Source organism: Oceanicola sp. D3, assembly GCF_006351965.1.
Classification (GTDB): Bacteria; Pseudomonadota; Alphaproteobacteria; order Rhodobacterales; family Rhodobacteraceae; genus Vannielia.
This window is the reverse complement of sequence record NZ_CP040932.1, coordinates 2,082,947-2,099,237: the sequence shown is the minus strand read 5'-3', so window position 1 is coordinate 2,099,237 and position 16,291 is coordinate 2,082,947. Positions and strand designations below refer to the sequence as shown.

At 64.8% G+C, this 16,291-nt stretch carries 20 protein-coding genes; 4 read left to right on the top strand and 16 right to left on the bottom strand.

What is annotated here, in order from left to right; all coding sequences use genetic code 11:
- Nucleotides 1–98 precede the first annotated feature (98 nt).
- The 11 genes from rseP to FHY55_RS10595 all read right to left on the bottom strand — a co-directional run bounded on the left by rseP (nucleotide 99) and on the right by FHY55_RS10595 (nucleotide 8,335).
- The gene (gene rseP / locus FHY55_RS10635; protein ID WP_140014170.1) at nucleotides 99–1,466 is read right to left on the bottom strand and encodes an RIP metalloprotease RseP; all 1,368 of its coding nucleotides are present in this window, start codon (nucleotides 1,464–1,466) and stop codon (nucleotides 99–101) included.
- 2 nt (nucleotides 1,467–1,468) lie between these two features.
- On the bottom strand, nucleotides 1,469–2,644 hold the full coding sequence (dxr, locus tag FHY55_RS10630) for a 1-deoxy-D-xylulose-5-phosphate reductoisomerase (RefSeq protein WP_140014169.1): 1,176 nt from the start codon (nucleotides 2,642–2,644) through the stop codon (nucleotides 1,469–1,471).
- Nucleotides 2,641–3,423, bottom strand: a complete 783-nt coding sequence (locus FHY55_RS10625; RefSeq protein WP_140014168.1) for a phosphatidate cytidylyltransferase — start codon at nucleotides 3,421–3,423, stop codon at nucleotides 2,641–2,643. Before FHY55_RS10625 ends, dxr begins: the two co-directional genes overlap by 4 nt.
- Nucleotides 3,420–4,145, bottom strand: a complete 726-nt coding sequence (gene uppS / locus FHY55_RS10620) for a polyprenyl diphosphate synthase (protein ID WP_140014167.1) — start codon at nucleotides 4,143–4,145, stop codon at nucleotides 3,420–3,422. The genes FHY55_RS10625 and uppS overlap by 4 nt, the downstream gene beginning before the upstream one ends.
- 167 nt (nucleotides 4,146–4,312) lie before the next feature.
- Nucleotides 4,313–5,023 carry a hypothetical protein gene (locus FHY55_RS10615; RefSeq protein ID WP_140014166.1) on the bottom strand — a complete coding sequence of 237 codons (711 nt, stop codon included), beginning with the start codon at nucleotides 5,021–5,023 and terminating at the stop codon, nucleotides 4,313–4,315.
- Between the two features lie 63 nt (nucleotides 5,024–5,086).
- Complete coding sequence (locus tag FHY55_RS20650; protein ID WP_140014165.1) at nucleotides 5,087–5,446, bottom strand: hypothetical protein; 360 nt, start codon at nucleotides 5,444–5,446, stop codon at nucleotides 5,087–5,089.
- A 351-nt stretch (nucleotides 5,447–5,797) separates the two neighbouring features.
- A complete protein-coding gene (locus FHY55_RS10605) occupies nucleotides 5,798–6,637 on the bottom strand; it encodes a Tox-REase-5 domain-containing protein (RefSeq protein WP_140014164.1) in 840 nt (279 codons plus the stop codon).
- Nucleotides 6,638–6,814 carry a hypothetical protein gene (locus FHY55_RS20505; protein WP_168222976.1) on the bottom strand — a complete coding sequence of 59 codons (177 nt, stop codon included), beginning with the start codon at nucleotides 6,812–6,814 and terminating at the stop codon, nucleotides 6,638–6,640. It abuts the gene before it with no gap.
- A gap of 66 nt (nucleotides 6,815–6,880) precedes the next feature.
- Nucleotides 6,881–7,012 carry a hypothetical protein gene (locus FHY55_RS20890; protein WP_256377560.1) on the bottom strand — a complete coding sequence of 44 codons (132 nt, stop codon included), beginning with the start codon at nucleotides 7,010–7,012 and terminating at the stop codon, nucleotides 6,881–6,883.
- Between the two features lie 37 nt (nucleotides 7,013–7,049).
- Complete coding sequence (frr, locus tag FHY55_RS10600; protein ID WP_140014163.1) at nucleotides 7,050–7,607, bottom strand: ribosome recycling factor; 558 nt, start codon at nucleotides 7,605–7,607, stop codon at nucleotides 7,050–7,052.
- A gap of 122 nt (nucleotides 7,608–7,729) precedes the next feature.
- The gene (locus tag FHY55_RS10595) at nucleotides 7,730–8,335 is read right to left on the bottom strand and encodes a TetR/AcrR family transcriptional regulator (protein WP_140014162.1); all 606 of its coding nucleotides are present in this window, start codon (nucleotides 8,333–8,335) and stop codon (nucleotides 7,730–7,732) included.
- A gap of 153 nt (nucleotides 8,336–8,488) precedes the next feature.
- Here FHY55_RS10595 and FHY55_RS10590 point away from each other — a divergent pair, with 153 nt between their 5' ends.
- Nucleotides 8,489–9,457 (top strand): chlorophyllase, encoded by a 969-nt coding sequence (locus FHY55_RS10590; RefSeq protein WP_140014161.1) that lies wholly within the window; start codon nucleotides 8,489–8,491, stop codon nucleotides 9,455–9,457.
- Between the two features lie 100 nt (nucleotides 9,458–9,557).
- Here the strand turns inward: FHY55_RS10590 and FHY55_RS10585 are convergent, their stop codons facing one another.
- The 5 genes from FHY55_RS10585 to pyrH form a co-directional block, all read right to left on the bottom strand.
- Nucleotides 9,558–10,337, bottom strand: coding sequence for an Imm52 family immunity protein (locus tag FHY55_RS10585; protein ID WP_140014160.1), 780 nt, complete (start codon nucleotides 10,335–10,337; stop codon nucleotides 9,558–9,560).
- A gap of 13 nt (nucleotides 10,338–10,350) precedes the next feature.
- The gene (locus FHY55_RS10580) at nucleotides 10,351–10,617 is read right to left on the bottom strand and encodes a hypothetical protein (protein WP_168222975.1); all 267 of its coding nucleotides are present in this window, start codon (nucleotides 10,615–10,617) and stop codon (nucleotides 10,351–10,353) included.
- Between the two features lie 42 nt (nucleotides 10,618–10,659).
- Complete coding sequence (locus tag FHY55_RS10575) at nucleotides 10,660–11,055, bottom strand: hypothetical protein (RefSeq protein ID WP_140014158.1); 396 nt, start codon at nucleotides 11,053–11,055, stop codon at nucleotides 10,660–10,662.
- A 22-nt stretch (nucleotides 11,056–11,077) separates the two neighbouring features.
- Nucleotides 11,078–11,317: a hypothetical protein gene (locus FHY55_RS10570; protein WP_140014157.1), complete on the bottom strand. Its 240-nt coding sequence runs from the start codon at nucleotides 11,315–11,317 to the stop codon at nucleotides 11,078–11,080.
- 138 nt (nucleotides 11,318–11,455) lie between these two features.
- Entirely contained in the window at nucleotides 11,456–12,193 is a 738-nt protein-coding gene (gene pyrH, locus FHY55_RS10565) for a UMP kinase (RefSeq protein ID WP_140014156.1), read from the bottom strand.
- An 85-nt stretch (nucleotides 12,194–12,278) separates the two neighbouring features.
- Here pyrH and miaA point away from each other — a divergent pair, with 85 nt between their 5' ends.
- From miaA to FHY55_RS10550, 3 genes are all read left to right on the top strand, one after another.
- Nucleotides 12,279–13,148, top strand: a complete 870-nt coding sequence (miaA, locus tag FHY55_RS10560; RefSeq protein WP_140014155.1) for a tRNA (adenosine(37)-N6)-dimethylallyltransferase MiaA — start codon at nucleotides 12,279–12,281, stop codon at nucleotides 13,146–13,148.
- Between the two features lie 255 nt (nucleotides 13,149–13,403).
- Entirely contained in the window at nucleotides 13,404–14,216 is an 813-nt protein-coding gene (locus FHY55_RS10555; protein ID WP_254695287.1) for a helix-turn-helix transcriptional regulator, read from the top strand.
- A 332-nt stretch (nucleotides 14,217–14,548) separates the two neighbouring features.
- A complete protein-coding gene (locus FHY55_RS10550) occupies nucleotides 14,549–16,198 on the top strand; it encodes an ABC transporter substrate-binding protein (protein ID WP_140014153.1) in 1,650 nt (549 codons plus the stop codon).
- Nucleotides 16,199–16,291 lie beyond the last annotated feature (93 nt).

Sequence of the window (16,291 nt, the reverse complement as noted above, 5' to 3'; positions counted from 1 at the left end):
TTACGTTCCGCACGTGCTTAATGGCCGACTATGGCCCCAATTGGGCGAACCAGCCGTGGAATGTGGCGAAACTGAGGCAGCAGCCCCCTGCCCCGCGCTCAGACGAACCAGCTGCGGATCTTCCAGAAAATCCCGCCTTCGCAGAACAGATCGTTGCCAAGCGCAAAGACCATGAGGCTCAGGATCAGCGTCAGGCCGATGGCCATCAGCACGTTGAGCAGCTTCTCGGGCGGCGGCTTGCCGGTGACGGCCTCATAGGCGTGGAACACCAGATGCCCGCCATCCAATACCGGGATCGGGAAGAGGTTGAGCAGGCCCACAGCCGTCGAAAGCACCGCGACAAACCAGATAAAGCTCTGCCCGCCCTGGCTGGCCATCTGGCCTGCGGTGGTGGCAATCTTCAGCGGGCCGGACAGGTTGCAGCTCGAAATTGCGCCGGAGACCATGTTGTAGAGGCCCGAGATCGAGCTGGTGACGATAAACCAAGTTTGCCGCACGCCATATTCCAGCGCCTTGAGCGGGCCGAGCCTGTCAGTCGCGGGTTCAAAAGCGAGGCCGCCGTTGATGCCGATCAGGTAGCGGGTTTCAAAGCCGCCCTCGGGCGTTGGCAGGTCTGTGCGGCGCGGGGTCATGGTGAAATCAAGCACCTCGCCCTCGCGCCAAACCTTCAGCGCCACCGGCTTGCCCTCGCCCTCGCGCACGATGTCCTGCAATTCCTTGAAGGCGGTGATCGGCTGCTCGTCGATTGCGGTGATCACGTCGCCCACTTCGAGCCCCGCGTCGATTGCCGCCGAGTTGGGGCTGACGCTGGAAATCAGCGGCGGAAAGGGCGTGGTGCCCTCCACGATCATCTCCGCGCCGTCGCGCTCGATCCGGTAGGCCACCGGGCGGGTGAGATCGAGTTCGGCGGTCGCATCATAGAGACTGCCGATATCGGTGATCTCCTTGCCGTCGATCTGCAAGATTGTGTCCCCCGCTTCCAGCACGCGCACCTGTTGCGGCAGCGGCTGAAGCGTGCCCACCTGCACCGGCTCGCTGGGCACGCCGCGCACCGTGACGATGGCGCTGAAGATGAGAAAGCTGAGGATGAAGTTGAACACCGGGCCAGCCGCAACCGTCGCGGCACGCGCCCAAAGCGGCGCGCCCGGCATGGTGCGGCGTTTCTCGGCCTCGCTGAGCCCCGCCATTGCCTCGCCATCGACTCCGGCCGAGGCGGCATTGGCATCACCCATGAATTTTACGTAGCCACCAAAGGGCAGCGCGGCCACCTGCCACTCGGTCCCGCGCTTGTCGGTCCGGGTGTAGAGCACCTTGCCAAAACCGAGGCTGAACACCTCGGCATGGATCCCGCACCAGCGGCCAACGATGTAATGGCCGTATTCATGCACCGCCACGATGATCGAAAGCGCCACGATGAAGGCCACGACGTAGCCCGCCGTGCCTCCCAGAATGCCGAAGAATTCCATGCCTAGCCCGTTGCCTCACTCGTTTTTTGCATGGCCTCGCGGGCCAGTTCTCGTGCCATCTGGTCTGCCTGCAGCACGTTATCAAGGGTCATCATGTCATTGTTAAGGCCGGTTTGCGAGGCCATACGGCCCATCACCGCCTCCACAATGCGGGCCATGTCGGTAAAGCCGATGCTGCGGGCGATGAACCCGTCCAGCGCCGCCTCCTTGGCCGCGTTGAAGACCGCGCCCATCAGCCCGCCGGCCGCCATCACCTCCTGCGCCAGCAACAGCGCCGGATAGCGCGCGGGATCGGGGGCGGCAAAATCCAGCCGCCCGAGGGCGGCAAGGTCCAGCCGCGCCACTGGCAGCTCGGCCCGCTCGGGCCAGTGCAGCGCATAGCCGATAGCATGGCGCATATCCGGCGCGCCCAGATGCGCCATCATCGCCCCATCGCAAAAGCCCACCAACGCATGCACCGTGCTTTGCGGGTGGATCAGCACCTCGATCCGCTCTGGCGGGATCGCAAAAAACTCATGCGCCTCAATCACTTCCAGCGCCTTATTGAACATGCTGGCCGAGTCGATGGTGATCCGCTGGCCCATATCCCAATTGGGGTGGGTTGCCGCCTGCTCCGGGGTTGCCCGCGCCAGCTTCTCCAGCGGCCATTCGCGGAAAGCGCCGCCGCTTGCGGTGATCACCACACGCTCGACCGCGCTCATCTCTTCGCCCACTAGCGCCTGAAACACCGCCGAATGCTCGCTGTCCACCGGCAGCACCTGCGCCCCCGCCTCCCGGGCCGTGGCCATCAGCAGAGGGCCGGCGCAAACGAGGCTTTCCTTGTTGGCCAGCGCCAGCGTGGCCCCGGCACGCACCGCCGCCAGCGACGGTTGCAGCCCGGCCGCGCCGACGATGCCGTTCAGCACCAGATCGGCGGGCTGCGCGGCGGCCTGCGCCACCGCATCTGCGCCCGCGGCCACGTCAACCCCGGTGCCTTCAAGCCGCTGGCGAAGCTCTTCATAACATTCAGGAAAGCAGGTGACCGCCAGCTCGGCGCCAAGCTCCACCGCCTGCTCGGCCAGCCGCGCCACATTGCGCCCGCCCGTCAGGGCCACGGCCTGAAAGCCGCCGCGCCCGATCAGATCCACCGCGCTCTCACCGATGGAGCCGGTGGCGCCAAGCAGGCTGACCCGTTTCAAATCCGCACCTCGGGCACGTCGACGATGAGCGCGACCACCAGCATCAACAGCGCCGCGCCGAGCAGGCCATCAAACCGGTCGAACAAGCCGCCGTGGCCGGGAATCAGGGAGGAGCTGTCTTTCACCCCCATCCGCCGCTTCAGCGCGCTTTCGGCGATGTCGCCCATCTGCGAGGCGAAGGCGAGCACGGCGGAAATCCAGATCAGGTCGCGCCCGGCATTGGTGAAGGTCAGGAAGAGCGCGCCAACCAGCGCCGCGCCAAACCAGCCCGCCACCGTGCCGCTCCATGTTTTCTTGGGCGAAACCTTGGGCCAAAACTTCGGCCCGCCGATCATCCGCCCTGCAAAATACCCCGCCACATCGGTGACGACGACCACGAAGACCAGCCAGAACAGCCATGTGCCGCCGTGTTCCTCGCGGAAGGTCACCAGCCCCCAGCCTGCCGCCATGATGCCAAGCGCAAACAGGAAAAACGTGAGCCGTTCGCGCGGCATCATCGCCGTGCCCACCACCGGCGGCAGGAGCAGAAGCAGCATGGCCCAGCTGGCCTCATGGGCCAGCAGCCCCGAGAGAACGGAGGCGGTGATTGCGGCGAGCAGCATGGCGCTTTCGCCCTCGCGCTTGATCATGCTGGCCAGTTCCCAGACCATGACGGCGGTGACGAAGACCGCCAGCATCTGAAACCAGATCCCCCCGGCCCGAATCCCCGCAACGCCCACCACAACCATCACCGCCCCCGCGATGACCCGTGGTGCCAGATCGTCCCATTTTGCGCTCATGCCTTCACTGCCCCAAACCGCCTGTCCCGGGCGGCGAACCCCTCGATGATTTCGGCAAAACACGCGGCCGAGAAATCCGGCCAGAGCGTGTCGACAAATTCGTATTCCGCATAGGCGGACTGCCAGAGCAGAAAGTTGGATATCCGCGCCTCCCCGCTGGTGCGGATCACCAGATCAGGGTCGGGCAGCATGCAGGTGTCGAGGAAGCGGCTGAGGGTTTCGGCCCCAACCTCCTCGGGCTTGATCCGCCCTTCGGCCACCTCCACCGCAAGGCGCTGGGTGGCGCGGGTCACCTCGTCGCGCCCGCCGTAGTTGAGCGCGATGGTCAGATGCACCTTGGTATTGTGGGCCGTCAGCGATTCCAGCTCATCCATGAGCGCCACCAGCTTGGCATCCAGCTTCACCCGGTCGCCGATGAAGCGCACGCGCACGCCCTTGGCCAGCAGACGCTGCGCCTCCTTGGTGATGTAGCGCCGAAACAGCAGCATCAGCCCGGCCACCTCGGCCTGGGTGCGCTTCCAGTTCTCGGTGCTGAAGGCAAAGATGGTAAGGTATTCCACCCCCAGATCGGGGCAGGCCTCCACAATCTCGCGCACCCGCTTTGCGCCCGCCTGGTGGCCGAACAGACGCGGCCGCCCCCGGCGCGTCGCCCATCGCCCGTTGCCATCCATGATGATAGCGACGTGTCGCGGTGCAGAGCCTTCGCTCGCCTGTTTCGCCATGCTGCGGCCTCCTTGCCGATGAACGTTCTGCTGTATCGGCACCGCCGTCTTTAACGCGCTACGGGAGCCATTGCCAGTTTGCGCTGACACGCTCGGCATAGACCTTCTGTCTTGCGATTGGGTTACTTCGGTTCAAATGCGCGCTTTTGCGGGGAGCACCTGCCCCATTAGCCACCCTGACCCCAGGTGCCATCCCGCAAATCGGCCCCTGTCGGCAGCACCCCCAAGGCGTTCAGCGCCAGTTCCAGCGCCTGCCCCCGCTTCACGCCCGCGCGGTCGGGCACATCCCAGAAGCGCTCTTGCGTCGCAATAAAGCTCCCTCGCCCCATCGGCTCGATAAGGGTGCCCTCCGGCAGCGCCGCAGGCTCCGGCCTGAACGGCACCCACCCCGCCCAGCCGAGGCCGGTGCGGCGCAACCCTATGGGCGATTCCTCCATCGCGTAGTAGGGGTCCATGATCGTCAAGTGCTGAAGCGGCGCCCAGTCGAGGCACACCGCCACGATCTGCCGGGCAAGGGCTAGGGTCATGTCTTTGGGTAAGAAATCGAGGCGAAGCTGACGATCAGAACGCGGCGTGCCCCCAAACGTCACGGCGGCCATGTATTGCTCGATCTCGATGTCCTGACCGTTCATCCGCCGCGCGCTTTCAGCCACGATGCCGTAGCTGCTAAACTCCATGTCTTCGCGGCTGAGCTCCCGCCTTTGAACCTCGAAGAAAGCTGCCTGATCACTCGCCAGAACCGCGCCATCGGCCTCCCATCCCGGCGCGAATGCCTGAATGGTTGAAAGGGTATTCAACAAGGTTGCGCAGGCCGTAAAACCCTCATCCAGGGTTAGAGAGACTGGCGAAAACTCGGCAACGAGCTGTGACTTCAGCATTCAGAACTCCGGAGCGGGAACGTGGAGGGCAAACAAGTGACACGCCCAATGCAGCATCCGCCCCTACTCCGGCTCGCCCCAAGTGCCATCCCGCAAATCGGCCCCCGTGGGCAGCATTCCCAAGGCGTTCAACGCCAGCTCCAGCGCCTGCCCGCGCTTCACGCCCGCCCTGTCCGGCACGTCCCAGAACCGCTCCTGCGTGGCAATGAAGCTCCCCCGCCCCATCGGCTCAACGATGGTGCCCTCCGGCAGCGCCGCCGGGTCGGGCCGGAACGGAACCCACCCCGCCCAGCCGAGGCCGGTGCGCCGAAACCCGATGGGGGACTCCTCCATGGCGTAATATGGGTCCATGATCGTGAGGTGCTGAAGCGGCGCCCAGTCCAGGCAGACCGCCACGATCTGCCGGGCGAGCGCGAGGGTCATGTCTTTGGGTAGGAAATCGAGCCGCATTTCTCGTCGCGGACTCTTAGCTCCGCCGACATAGAGATCCGCAAAGTACTGCTCTATAGGGAGGGCAACACTATCGATATGTCGAGCGCTCTCGGCAAGCACACCGTACTGCTCAAACTCGAGGTTTTCCGAGGTGAGTTCCTTGCGTTGAACATCAAGAAACCCCGATTTATCAGCGGCAAGCACGAACCCTTTGGCCTCCCACCCGGGCGCAAACGCCTCCAAGCGCGATAGTGCATTCAGGAGCTCGACACACTCTTCGAACGCTGCTTCGATATCGAATGCGTGAGGAGTAAACTGGGCAAAAACTTGAGACTTAAGCATTCAAAACTCCGGAGCAGGAATATGAAGGGCCGCAAAACGCCACTCTCCATAGAGTGACAGGCCCCCACGTTCATGAAAATAGGCCCGTGAATCCGAATGGGAAAACGACCAGATCAACCCCACTTCAGGGGTGGGCCGGAGTTTGTCGATCTGCGCCCTAGCTTGCTCCAAGAGCTTGCGAAATGTCCTCCTAACCTGCCACTCCCGCCCCGGCTGTGGAATGGTTCGGTATCGGGTGTCCGTGCCGCCTCCATCCGTAGGCACCTGCTCGTAGGTATGGCTGAGCAAGCCGCCATACCCGTACTTGGCCTCCAGCATCACGCATCCCGGTGGCAGGTGGCCGTCCCAGGAGTAGGCGGCGAATTTCCACTCCACGATCTTGCTGAGGGCCGGATTGTAGGGCAGCCCGCATATCATGTGCTGGTAGTAGTAGCCATTCCAGCTGGATTCCTCCACATACTCGGCATCGTCCGGCGCGTAGTTCGTCCAGTCCGGATAGCCCTGAACAGTAGGCGCGCACTCTTCGCAGCCGGCGGTGCAAGGCTCGGTGCCATCTTCCGCCATCTCTGCCGCTTCGGCGGCCACGTCGGCGTGGGGCTGCGCCTCGGGCCATTCCTCGGGCGGCGCATCGGGGCCGACAGTGTTCCCGCCCTCCTCGCCGGTGTCGATCTCACCGGTCTCGCCCGAGCCGGGCACGCCCGGTATCTCGATGTCCGGCATGTCCTCCACATCCGGCGCGGGCGGGGCAAGGCCCCAGCAGGCCAGCCCGACCTCGACCCCGCCCGGAACCGGCCGTGCGTAGGGCAGACAAAACGGAAGAAACGTGCCCGATCCCAGCATCTACCACCAAACCTCGTCACCCCGGCCATTCTGCCAGTAGGTGATCTTCATCAGCTGAAACACATCCTCCGCCTTCGCATCGGGGCTGCCCTTTGCCTTCTCGAAGTGCTCCGCCACGTCGGGCAACTCATAGAATTGCGGGGCGAGCAGCGCGTCAGCCATGATCCAACGCTGCACCAGCCGCCTCTCCTTGAGGCCGAACCTGCGGGCCGAGCGGCGTGAAAGCCGAACGATCTCGGCCAGCTAAGCATCGCTGACGGCCCGCACGGGATAGGGGCGAAACGCCCTGATCCGCAGGGCCATGGCCAGATTTTCGGGGCGCTCGACGAGCGCGTTGAGCCCGTCCACCTCCTGTTCCGACAACACCAGAACCATTACACACCCCCTTAACCCGAACGGCCAAAAAGACCGCTCACACCTGCATGATCTCGCTTTGCTTGTTCTCCAGCGCCGCGTCGATGGCCTTGATGTGGCTGTCGGTCATTTCCTGCACCGACTGCTCCCAGAACTTCTGATCATCCTCGGCCAGCTTGTCGGCCTTCTTGATCTGCTGCATCCCGTCCTGACGCACGTTGCGCACGCTTACCCGGGCGTTCTCGGCATATTGCGCGGCCACCTTAGTCAGCTCGCGGCGGCGCTCTTCGTTCAACTCGGGGATCGGCAGCATGATGATGGTGCCGTTCATCTGCGGGTTGATGCCGAGGCCGGAGTTGCGGATGGCTTTTTCCACCGCGTTGACCAGCCCCTTGTCCCAGACGTTGATAGTGACCATCCGGGGCTCGGGCACGTTGACCGTGCCGACCTGGTTGATCGGGGTCATCTGGCCATAGGCCTCCACCTGCACCGGCTCCAGCATGCTGGCGCTGGCCCGTCCGGTGCGCAGGCTAGCAAACTCGGTGCGCAAATTGGCAATCGCCCCGTCCATCCGCCGCTCAAGGTCGTCGGTATCAAGCTCGAAATCGTCAGACATGTCTCTGTCCTTCCCCGCAAATATCCTGCTGCGGTTCTAAGCCAGAGCGCGGGCGAATGCCAGATGGTTACGCGCGGGCGGGGCCACCCCGGCGCAGGGGCCGGTCCGCGCGCTTGTGCCGCTCATGGCCGTAGCAGCCCGCCGATGATCAGCGACACCATCTCGCGCACATGCGCCTCCCCGCCCTCGCCCGCCGACATGGAGAGGTTGCCGATGGCCCGCAGCAGGTCATAGGCGGCGATGTCGCTGCGCAGCACCCCCGCCGCGCCGGCCTGCTCCAGCAGCCGGGCCAGCGCAGGCTCAAAGCGCTGGCGGAAATAGCCGGGCAGCTCGGCATAGGCCTCGTCGCCGGAGTGGAGCGCGGCGGCCAGCCCTTTCTTGGTGCCCATGAACCCGGCGTAGCGCATCAGCCAGTCGGCCAGCGCATCACCGGGCGCGCGCGTTTCCTCCAGCTCCCGCGCCGCGTCGGCGCAGGCGTCGATCTCGCGACGAAACACGGCCTTGATCAGGTCGGAGCGCTTGGGAAATCGCCGGTAGAGCGTGCCCACCCCCACGCCGGCCGCGCCAGCCACCTCGCGCACCGGGGCGTCCACGCCCAAGCGCAGGAACACTTCCTTGGCCGCCTGCAGCACGGCATCCTCGTTGCGCGCGGCATCGGCCCGCAGGGCGCGCGCGGAGGCCTTGGGGGTGGCCTTGGGGGTGGCCTTGGGGGGCTCTGCCTCGGTCATGCCGGTCTGTCTCCTTCTCGGCTGCACACAAGCGGAACGCCGGTCCGGTTATTGACACAACCGGAACAACGCTCCATATATCGAGTCGGAACATGGTTCCACTTCACATCGGATAGCCGATCCCTCCTCACCTGAACAGCCGGAAAATCACCAATGAACACCCTTCTCGACAAGGCGCGCGCGCTGCCGATGCGCAACCCCGTCCAAACCGTCTCCATCAACCCCGTTACCCTCGACGCCCCGTTTCGGCCCCAGCCGCTGGACCTGCGGATCACCGCGCCGGTGGAGGGCACGGGCCTGCCTGTCGTCCTCCTGTCGCACGGAGCCGGGCCGTCGCTTTACCTTTCGTCAAAGGATGGCTACGCGCCTCTGGCCTCTTTTCTTGCCGGTCAGGGCTTTGCGGTGATCCAGCCCACCCACGCCAGTTCCAAGGTCGGCGGCCTGCCCCACGACCAGCCCGGCGCCCCGCTTTTCTGGCGGATGCGGGTGCAGGAGATGACCCATGTCATCGACCGGCTGGACGAGATCGAGCGTGCGACGCCGCTTCTGAAGGGCCGGCTTGACCACGGTCAGATTGCAGCCGTCGGCCATTCGCTGGGCGCGCAAACGGCGGGGCTGCTGCTGGGCGCGCGGCTGACAAACCCGCAGGTCGCGGAAGATACCGACGTCAGCGTGATCGAACCCCGGATCGCGGCAGGCGTGCTGCTGGCCCCGCCGGGCCGGGGCGGCGACGCGTTGAGCGACTTCGTGCGGGAGAACTTCCCTGAGCTCAACCCGGACTACACCCACCTCACCACGACCACGCTTGCCATCATCGGCGATGCGGATGTGAACCCCTTCATGACGAAGCTCGGGCCGGAGTGGTATCGGGCGGCTTTCGAAGATGGTCCGGGCGTGCAGCACCTGCTGAGCCTTCACGGGGCCGAGCACGGGCTTGGCGGGATCGCCGGATATGATGCCAAGGAAACCGGCCATGAAGACCCGGACCTGCTCGCGCTGGTGCAACGCGCCATCGCCGCCTTCCTGCACGCCCGGCTGAGCGGCGATGAGTCGGGCTGGGCGGCGCTGGTGGAGGCGCTTGGGGCGCAGGCACCCGGCCTCGCAATGCTTGAAGGCAACTAACACGGCCTCGGGTCGTTGCGGCGCGCGCTGCCATCGCCCGTCCGTAGCGCTCTTGCCCGGCCCCGGCGCCGAGCAGTTGACTCTGCCAAACAGCGCGCGGTTACTGCCCCCAATCCCCGCGTGCCAGATCGTCGGCGGTGGGCAGCACCCCGAGCAGGTTCAACCGCCGGTCCACCGCCTGAGCGCGGGCCAGCGCCTCGGGGTTCTCATGCGGGGTCCAATACGCCTCGTTGGTCACGATCAGCGACCCCCGCCCCAGTGCCTCCACCCGCGCCGCCTCGGGCACATCGCGCTGGGTGAGCGGAAAGGGCACCCAGCCGATCCAGCCGATGGCGCGGCGTGTGATATCCACCGGCCAATGCTCTGTCCTGTAGCTCCAGAAATAGAGCGCCACATGCTGGGCGGCCCGGAAGGCCACAAGCGCCTTCACCACCTCGATCAGCGGGCCGGGTTCCATGCCCCATTTCGGGTGGGGGAGCGGAAACGCCACCCGTGCTTCACAGAGCGGTTTCGCCGCCGGAAGGCTCGGCGGCACGTTTGCGCGGTTCCACTCCGGAACGCTCCATTTGTACTGCACCGAGTAGCACCGTTCCAGATAGGGGCCCGGCTCATCTGCAAAGGCATCCGGAGGCATCTTGGGCGGCTGACCCTCGTAGCCTGAGGATTTGTAACGCGCGAGGAAATGCTCGTAGGTTGTTTGACCGTCTTCCAAGGGGTCGAACCCGGAAAGATCATGTTCGTCGGCCGGGGTTCCCACAAACCAGCCGTTATCCAGGCGTTTTGTGCGACCAAGGTCCTCAAGGAGCCCAAGGTATTGTCCAATGCCCTCTTCGAAACTCGGGTTGTCGGGAACATAGTCGGCGGTGGCATCGAAAGACATGTGCAGCCTATCCCTACGGAAAATGAACGGTGTTTATTGTTAGCGCGAGCCCATTGGCAAGAAGCCACTCCATAAAGTAAATCTTGAAGACCATTTCACTGAAGTGCCAAGTCAAACGAACCTGTGGCAACCCACCAACGGCACCGGCTTGCTCGGTGGCTTCTTTGTGAATTTTGGCCAGTAGAACATCTTTGTGGAAAAGCGATTTGGGTTCTGGGCGCCCACCGGGCCCCCAATTCTCGATGAACCAGCTCGAATGGTCGGCCTTCGACTCGATCAAGTGGCACATGCCCGGAATGAATCCATCCCAACGGATAGCAGCCTAGACCCATTCCACGATCGTGCCGCCAGTGTAGGGGAATTGCCCTGCAATCCCATACATCGTATTCACCCGAAACTGATACGCAGCCCCCTTCAACCCAGTCAGTTTCCCGTTGACCGCAAACGGTTTAGGCACCCCAGCCTGCGGCGGGCAGTTCGGGCAGCCTGCCGTGCAGGTGTCGGTCGCGGTGTCTGCGGTGCTCTTGTCCTCAACCTCCGCACCGGTGCCGGTGCCGGTGCCCGTCCCCACCCCGGTCCCGCCAAGATCGGGGGTTTCCGGCAGCGGGACCGGCGGAGGCGGCGGCAGACCGCAGGTGTTAAAGAGATACTGGCCGTTCACGAACACATCGTAGCAGTGGCCGAAGAAACTCGATCCCGTTGCTGTGCCCAATGCCATACCGCTACTCCTTCACCAACGCCTACCACCACGCCTCGTCCACCCGTCCGGCCTGACGAAGTGCCGCCTTTACCGTGGCGCAAATGTCACCGAAGCCCACCTCCGGCGTGCCGCCGGGGCGGGCAAGAAGCTGCGCTGCTTCCGGGTGCGTCCAGAAGCGCGGCACGATCAGCACGTGAATCATGATGAACCGCGCGCGCATCCTGGCATCCGTGAGGCCCAGATCATTCGCCGCCATCCGGGCCGTGCGCACCTCGCGCACCAGTTCTGCGTCGCTCTTGTCAGCCAGCCACTAGGGCCGATAGGCCCTCATCCGGGCGGCAAGCTCCACGTCCTTTCCCGCGCTCGTCAGCGCGTTCAGCGCCTCGAATTCCTCACGAGAAAGTTCCACTCGCCAGCCTCAGCCCTTCACCACCGTGCATGTGCCCTCGCCCGCGAGGATCGAGGTGAACCCGCCCGGCTCATCGAGCGAAAACACGATGATCGGCAGGTTGTTGTCACGCGCCAGCGCAATGGCACTGGCATCCATCACCTTGAGGTTCTTCATCAGCACCTCATCGTAGCTCACCTTGTCGTAGCGCTTGGCCTCGGCGTGCTTCATCGGGTCCATGTCATAGACCCCGTCCACCTTGGTGCCCTTGAAGATCGCCTCGCAGGCCATCTCGTTGGCGCGCAGCGTCGCGGCCGTATCGGTGGTGAAATAGGGGTTGCCGGTGCCCGCGGCAAAGATGCAGACGCGCTTCTTTTCGAGGTGGCGCACGGCGCGGCGGCGGATGTAGGGCTCGCAGACCTGATCCATCGGGATCGCGCTGATAACCCGGGTGTGCACGCCCAGCTCTTCCATCGCGCCCTGCATCGCCAGCGCGTTCATCACCGTGGCCAGCATGCCCATGTAGTCGGCCGTGGTGCGCTCCATCCCCTGCGCGGCGCCCGCAAGCCCGCGAAAGATGTTGCCGCCGCCGATCACCATGCAGATCTCGACGCCGAGATCATGCACGCTCTTCACCTCGCGGGCGATCCGCTCCACCGTGGGCGGATGCAGGCCAAAGCCCTGATCGCCCATCAGCGCCTCACCCGAAATTTTTAGCAAAACCCGCCGATACGTCGTCTTCGCCCCGTCTGTGCCTGCATCCATCATCACGCTCTCCTCGGGGCCACTTGCATCTGGCGCGCAAAATGTCGGAATTTGGCAGCAGGTTCAACGGCGGAAATCGGCAAGCGGCATGATCGACTGGAAATCGCTCGACGCGGAGCGCCCGGTGCTCATCGCCGGGCCCACAGCCTCGGGCAAATCGGCGCTCGCGCTTGAAATCGCCGCCCGCTCCGGCGGCGTTGTTGTAAACGCCGATGCCTTGCAGGTTTTTACCAACTGGCGCGTGCTCACCGCACGCCCCTCGCCCGAGGAGGAGGCCGCCGCGCCCCATGCGCTTTATGGCCATGTGCCCGGCGATCTGGCCTATTCCGTGGGGCATTGGCTGCGCGATGTCGCCCCCCTGCTGGCTGGCGAGGCCCGCCCGATCATCGTGGGGGGCACCGGCCTTTACTTTACCGCGCTCACCGAAGGGCTGGCCGAAATCCCCGAAACACCCGCCGAGGTGCGCGCCAAGGGTGATGCCCTGCCCCTGCCCGAGTTGCGCGCTGCGCTGGATGAGGCGCAATTGGCGCGGATCGACACCGCCAACCGGGCCCGCGTGCAGCGCGCATGGGAGGTGCTGCAATCCACCGGCAAGCCGCTCTGGCGCTGGCAGGACGAAACGCCGCCGCCGCGCCTGCCGCTTGCCAAGGCCCAGCCCTTCCTGATCGACGCCCCGAAAGAGTGGCTCACCCCGCGCATCGAAACCCGCTTCGAGACGATGCTGAAAGCCGGTGCGCTGGAGGAGGCGCAGGCGAATCTCCCCGGCTGGTCGCCCACCCTGCCCTCGGCCAAAGCCATCGGCGCACCTGAGTTGATTGCCCATCTCAGGGGCGAACTCAGCCTCCCCGACGCCGCCGAACGTGCCAAAATTTCAACACGGCGCTACGCAAAACGGCAAAGAAGCTGGTTTCGCGCCCGGATGAAAACGTGGGATTCCGTCTCAGCGGCAGCGCTCTAGCCACCCGATCTGGTGGCACCGGCGCAGCGCCCCGCCAGATATCGCCCTCGCCCCGTGGATTGCGCCCGAAACCGCAACAGAACCGCCCAAGCCGGCCGATTTGCACTAATCCAACATGCCCCTTGATCCGCACCGCGGTGCGCGGCAATCATCCTGCCATCTGCTTGCCGCCAACCTGCCACAGTGCGGCCATTGTTCTGTTCTGCCACCGGGAAACCTGCTGCCGCCATGCTTCCGCGTTCCACCTCCCGCCCCGTGACCGGGCCTCTCACGCCAGCGCTGCCCAAAGCGCCGATCGAACTGGTGCCGCTGGCGCGGCTGTCCACCGGCGGCAAGTGGCGCACCGAGGCGATGCGCAGCTACCGAACGCCGCTGATGCTCTGGTTCACACGCGGTCAGGGCCGGATCACCGTTGCCGGGCTGACGCGCGGCTACGGGGCGCATAACGCTGTCTTCATTCCAGCGCGCACCATGTTTGGCTTCGAGGTGACGGCGCAGGCCTATGGCACCGCGATCTTCTTTCACGAGAACGCCGAGATCACCCTGCCCGAGGCCCCCTGCCACCTGCGCGTGCGCGATGCGCTCTCTCAGGGCGAGGTGACCACCATCCTGGAAAACATGCAGCGCGAGATCGACGGCGACCGCCCGGCGCGTGACAAGGCCCTGACACATCACGGCGGGCTGCTCTCTGTCTGGATCGAGCGTCAGCACGCCGGCAGCCAGGATGCCGCCGCCGACACCGCCGCCCGCCGCCTTGCGCGGCGCTACACCGATGCGGTCGAGCGCGGGCTCTATACCGGGCAGTCGGTGTCGGACTATGCCGAAACCCTCGGCGTCACCCCCACCCACCTCTCGCGGGCCTGTCGGCAAAGCTGTGGGCGCCCCGCTTCGGCCATCCTCGCAGACCGGCTGGGCTACGAGGCCCGCCGCCTGCTGGTGGAAACCGAAATGCCCGTGCGCCGGGTGGCCGAGATGCTGGGCTATCGCTCTTCGGCCTACTTCTCCCGCGTCTTCCACGAGCGCACCGGGCAGACCCCTACCGATTTTCGCACCACCCGGCGCGGCTGAGGCCCTCCGCCACGCGGGCGCACCGCCGCCGAACCAGCGCAGCCAAGCCTTTGAAATGTCGCCCATCCACCCGGGTATGACGGTTTTTGGTGTATTCCGTCGTGCATGTCGTTTTTGGCTCGCACCTATGTCGTATTTGTTACATCCTATGGCGGAAAGCGACGTTGACGCAGGCAGGCCAGTCAGGCCTCATGGCGTCATCAGGGGGATGCTGCCTGCGGGCTTGGATGCTTTCGCGCTGCCGTGCCAACACGGCCACCGCGCATTCTCCGACAACAAAGCACAAGGCGCCGCCAAGGTGCCCCCACGCCATGTGTCACAGGGAGAACAAGATGACGCACCCCACCAAAACCACCGAAGCGGTCCACAGCGCCGCGCGGATGTATGCCGCCGAGCACCTCGAAGGCAAACTCGACCGCCGCGAATTTCTGACCCGCGCCACCGCGCTGGGCGTCACCGCCGCCGGGGCCTACAGCCTGATCGGCGCCGAGCCCGCCAGCGCCGAGAGCCACGGCATGGAGCCGCAGATGGGCGGCACCCTGCGCGTGCAGATGGAAACCAAGGCCCTGAAAGATCCGCGCAACTACGACTGGTCGCAAATGGCCAACTTCTCGCGCGGCTGGCTTGAGTATCTCGTGCGTTACAACAACGACGGCACCTTTGAAGGCCAGCTGGTCGAAAGCTGGGAGGTCAACGACGACGCCACCGAATACACGCTCAAGGTGCGTGAAGGCGCCACCTGGAACAACGGCGATCCCTTCACTGCCGAGGATGTCGTGTTCAACATCAACCGCTGGTGCGAGAAGGGCGTCGAGGGCAACTCGATGGCTTCCCGCATGTCCTCGCTGATCGACGAAGAGACCGGCGCCGCCCGCGAAGGCGCGATTGCCGTTGTCGATGCCAACACCGTCAAGCTGACCTGCGCTGCCCCCGACATCACCCTCATCGCCTCGATGGCCGACTACCCGGCGGCGATTGTCCACCAGAGCTACGATGGCGGCGACCCCTCCGAGACCCCGATCGGCACCGGCCCCTTCCTGCCTGAAGAAAACGAGGTTGGCGTCAAGCAGACCCTCGTGAAGAACACCGATCACAACTGGTGGGGCGGCGAGGTGTACCTCGACCGGATCGAGTTTATCGACTTCGGCACAGACATGGCCTCATGGATGGCCGCGATGGACGCCGATGAGGTGGATATGACCTATCAGTCCACCGGCGAGTTCATCGAGGTGCTTGATGGGATCGGCTTCACCAAGTCCGAGGCCGTCACCGCCGCCACGGTTTGCGTGCGCTTCAACCAGTCCAATGCGCCCTATGACAACGTCGATGTGCGCAAGGCGCTGCAACGGGCAACCGACAACGCGGTCGTGCTCGAACTGGGTTACTCCGGCCTCGGCACCGTGGCCGAAAACTTCCACGTCTGCCCGATCCACCCGGAATACGCCGAGATCGAAACCCCGGCGCCGGATGCCTCCGAGGCGATGAAGCTGCTGGAAGGCGCAGGCCATGCCGACACCGAGTTCGAACTGATCTCGATCGACGATGAATGGCAGTCGGCCACCTGTGACGCGGTCGCCGCCCAGTGCCGCGACGCGGGCATCAACGTCAAGCGCACCATCCTGCCCGGCTCCACCTTCTGGAACGACTGGCTGGCCTACCCCTGGTCGGCCACCGAGTGGAACATGCGCCCGCTCGGCGTGCAGATCCTCGGGCTGGCCTACAAGTCCGGCGTGGCCTGGAACGAAACGGCGTTCTCCAACGCCGAGTTCGATACTCTGCTGGCCGAGGCCATGTCGATCGCCGATGCCGACAAACGCTCCGAGGTAATGGCCAAGATCGAAGCCATCATGGTCGACGAAGGCGTTGTCATCCAGCCGTACTGGCGCTCGCTCTTCCGCCACCACAAATCAACGGTCCACGGCACCGAGATGCACCCGACCTTCGAAATGCACCACGACAAGTGGTGGATCGAACAGGCCTGATCGGCCGCATCCAAGACCGGGCGGGGCCACCATAGGCCCTGCCCACCCATCCAGACCGCGCCTCTCACGACAATCCAAAAACCCGCGCGGCCA

What these genes read in the sequence shown, in the direction of transcription:
- rseP (WP_140014170.1), bottom strand. Translation starts at nt 1,466, where the DNA reads ATGGAATTCTTCGGCATTCTGGGAGGCACGGCGGGCTACGTCGTGGCC.
- FHY55_RS10625 (WP_140014168.1), bottom strand. Translation starts at nt 3,423, where the DNA reads ATGAGCGCAAAATGGGACGATCTGGCACCACGGGTCATCGCGGGGGCG.
- uppS (WP_140014167.1), bottom strand. Translation starts at nt 4,145, where the DNA reads ATGGCGAAACAGGCGAGCGAAGGCTCTGCACCGCGACACGTCGCTATC.
- FHY55_RS10615 (WP_140014166.1), bottom strand. Translation starts at nt 5,023, where the DNA reads ATGCTGAAGTCACAGCTCGTTGCCGAGTTTTCGCCAGTCTCTCTAACC.
- FHY55_RS20650 (WP_140014165.1), bottom strand. Translation starts at nt 5,446, where the DNA reads ATGACCCTCGCGCTCGCCCGGCAGATCGTGGCGGTCTGCCTGGACTGG.
- FHY55_RS10605 (WP_140014164.1), bottom strand. Translation starts at nt 6,637, where the DNA reads ATGCTGGGATCGGGCACGTTTCTTCCGTTTTGTCTGCCCTACGCACGG.
- FHY55_RS20890 (WP_256377560.1), bottom strand. Translation starts at nt 7,012, where the DNA reads ATGGTTCTGGTGTTGTCGGAACAGGAGGTGGACGGGCTCAACGCGCTC.
- frr (WP_140014163.1), bottom strand. Translation starts at nt 7,607, where the DNA reads ATGTCTGACGATTTCGAGCTTGATACCGACGACCTTGAGCGGCGGATG.
- FHY55_RS10595 (WP_140014162.1), bottom strand. Translation starts at nt 8,335, where the DNA reads ATGACCGAGGCAGAGCCCCCCAAGGCCACCCCCAAGGCCACCCCCAAG.
- FHY55_RS10590 (WP_140014161.1), top strand. Translation starts at nt 8,489, where the DNA reads ATGAACACCCTTCTCGACAAGGCGCGCGCGCTGCCGATGCGCAACCCC.
- FHY55_RS10585 (WP_140014160.1), bottom strand. Translation starts at nt 10,337, where the DNA reads ATGTCTTTCGATGCCACCGCCGACTATGTTCCCGACAACCCGAGTTTC.
- FHY55_RS10575 (WP_140014158.1), bottom strand. Translation starts at nt 11,055, where the DNA reads ATGGCATTGGGCACAGCAACGGGATCGAGTTTCTTCGGCCACTGCTAC.
- pyrH (WP_140014156.1), bottom strand. Translation starts at nt 12,193, where the DNA reads ATGATGGATGCAGGCACAGACGGGGCGAAGACGACGTATCGGCGGGTT.
- miaA (WP_140014155.1), top strand. Translation starts at nt 12,279, where the DNA reads ATGATCGACTGGAAATCGCTCGACGCGGAGCGCCCGGTGCTCATCGCC.
- FHY55_RS10550 (WP_140014153.1), top strand. Translation starts at nt 14,549, where the DNA reads ATGACGCACCCCACCAAAACCACCGAAGCGGTCCACAGCGCCGCGCGG.